This is a genomic window from Bradyrhizobium sp. (assembly GCF_049798375.1).
In the GTDB taxonomy this organism is placed as follows: domain Bacteria; phylum Pseudomonadota; class Alphaproteobacteria; order Rhizobiales; family Xanthobacteraceae; genus Bradyrhizobium.
In genome coordinates, this window is the sequence record NZ_JBARGP010000623.1 from 1 (window position 1) to 2,526 (window position 2,526).

General features: G+C 65.2%; 3 protein-coding genes. All 3 read left to right on the top strand.

Going from position 1 to position 2,526, the window contains the following annotated elements:
* Positions 1-744, top strand: a 744-nt coding sequence (locus WA702_RS24705) for an NAD(P)H-dependent flavin oxidoreductase (protein WP_425113168.1), incomplete at its 5' end; no start/stop codon positions are given.
* A 37-nt stretch (positions 745-781) separates the two neighbouring features.
* On the top strand, positions 782-1,750 hold the full coding sequence (locus WA702_RS24710; protein WP_425113169.1) for a zinc-binding dehydrogenase: 969 nt from the start codon (positions 782-784) through the stop codon (positions 1,748-1,750).
* Between the two features lie 125 nt (positions 1,751-1,875).
* A partial coding sequence (locus WA702_RS24715) for a cation diffusion facilitator family transporter (protein WP_425113170.1) occupies positions 1,876-2,526 on the top strand: 651 nt, incomplete at its 3' end.

Consider the following 2,526-nt stretch of genomic DNA (forward strand, 5'->3'; position numbering starts at 1 on the left):
GAATATCGCCAGGCCATCATCGAGAGCGGCGTCAAGATCGTCGAGACCGCCGGCAACAAGCCGCAGGATCACGTCACCGAATTCAGGAAGCACGGCATCAAGGTGCTGCACAAATGCACCAGCGTCCGTCACGCATTGTCGGCCGAGCGGATGGGCGTCGACGGCATCTCGATCGATGGTTTTGAATGCGCCGGACATCCCGGCGAGGACGACGTGCCTGGGCTGATCCTGATTCCGGCCGCTGCCGACAAGGTCAAGATCCCGATGATCGCTTCCGGCGGCTTTGCCGATGCCCGCGGCCTGGTCGCAGCGCTCGCGCTCGGTGCCGATGGCATCAACATGGGCACGCGCTTCATGTGCACCAAGGAGAGCCCGATCCATCAGCTCGTCAAGGAACGGATCGTCGCCAATGACGAGCGCGAGACCGAATTGATTTTCCGCACCATGCGCAACACCTCGCGGGTCGCCAAGAACACCGTCTCGACCAAGGTGGTCGCGATGGAGAAGGAAGGCGCAACCTTCGAACAGGTCCGCGACCTCGTCGCCGGCGCCCGCGGCAAGATGGTCTACGCCACGGGCGACGCCGATGAGGGCATCTGGTCAGCCGGCCAGGTGCAGGGCCTGATCCACGACATCCCGAGTTGTGCCGAGCTTATCTCGCGCATCGTGCATGAAGCCGAGACACTGATTCGTGGTCGGCTCGGTGGCATGATTGGCGGTGCGCAGCGCGAGGCGGCGGAGTAATGTCCCCTCCCTTTCTCCATCCCACAGGACAGTTGCAATGAAGGCCTATGTCTACGGTGCCAATGGCGCTGGGATCACCGATGTTCCAAAGCCCGCGCCGAAGGGCACGCAGGTGCTGGTGCGCGTCCACGCTTGCGGCCTCAACCGGGCCGATCTCGGCATGACCAAGGGCCACGCCCACGGTGCGGCCGGTGGCGTCGGGACCGTGCTAGGCATGGAATGGGCCGGCGAGATCGCCGAGCTCGGGCCAGAGGCCAAAGGCGTCAAGATCGGCGACAAGGTGATGGGCTCCGGCGGCGCCGCGTTCGCCGAATATACGCTGGCCGATCATGGCCGGCTGTTCCGCGCGCCCTCGAACATGAACTTCGACGAGGCCGCGACCCTGCCGATCGCCGTGACCACCATGCACAACGCCGTCGTCACCAACGGCGGCCTGCAGGCCGGCCAGACCGTGCTGATCCAGGGCGCAAGCTCCGGCGTCGGCCTGATGGCGATGCAGATCGCCAAGCTCAAGGGTGCCGCGCTGGTGGTCGGGTCCTCGACCGACGCCGGGCGCCGTAGCCGATTGAAGGATTATGGCGCCGATCTCGCGATCGATTCCTCTGACCCGGCCTGGGTCGATCAGGTGCTCAAAGCGACCAATGGCGAGGGCGTCGACCTGATCGTCGACCAGGTGTCGGGCCCGGTCGCCAACCAGAATCTGAAAGCCACCAAGGTCAAGGGCCGCATCGTCAACGTCGGCCGGCTCGGCGGCACCCACGGCGACTTCAACTTCGACCTGCATGCGGCGCGCCGCATCAGCTATATCGGCGTCACCTTCCGCACCCGTTCCATCGACGAGATCCGCGACATCTTCGAGGCGGTCCGCACCGACATCTGGAGCGCGGTCGAGGCGCGCAAGCTGCAATTGCCAATCGATCGCGTCTACCCGTTCGACCAGATCGGCGAGGCGTTCGCGCACATGGAAGCCAACAAGCATCTCGGCAAGATCGTCGTCACGTTCTGAGGATGTGCACTTAAGACTTAATCGCAATCCAATCCACTCGCGCGGCGATCGGACGCTTCGGCTCTGCGCGCCGCGCGCTTTCATGTCGGGGAGGAGGCTGCTACATCCCGGCCATGACTCATGACATGACGCATTCCGATCACAGCAAGACCCGCGTCGCAGCGATCTCGATTCTGGCCAGCGCCGCCATGGCCACGGCCAAGTTCGTGGTCGGCATCGCCATCGGCAGCCTCGCGATGATCTCCGAGGCGCTGCACAGCGCCGTCGACGTGGTCGCCACCGTGATCACCTGGATGGTGGTGCGCGTCTCCGACAAGCCCGCCGACGACGAGCACCATTACGGCCACGGCAAGCTCGAGAGCCTGTCGGCGCTCGGCGTCATCGCCCTGCTCTATGTGCTGGCCGGCGGCGTGCTGGTCGGATCCTACAGCCGGCTGCGTGAGGGAGCGCCGGCACCGACGTTCTCATTCATCCCCTTTGTGGTGCTGCTGATCGACATCGTCATTAATTTCTGGCGCGCCCGCGCTTTGCACCGCGCCGCGCATGCCACCCACAGCCAGGCGCTGGAGGCCGATGCGTTGCATTTCGCCTCCGACGTGCTCGGCTCCATCGCCGTCATCGCAGGCCTCGGGCTATCAGCGCTCGGCTTCTGGTGGGGCGATTCGGCCGCGGCGATCGCGGTCGCGATCATGATCGCGGCGCTGGGCTTGCGACTCGCGCGCTCCACTGTAGAAACCCTGCTCGACCGCGCGCCGGAAGGTGCGGCGGAGAAGGCC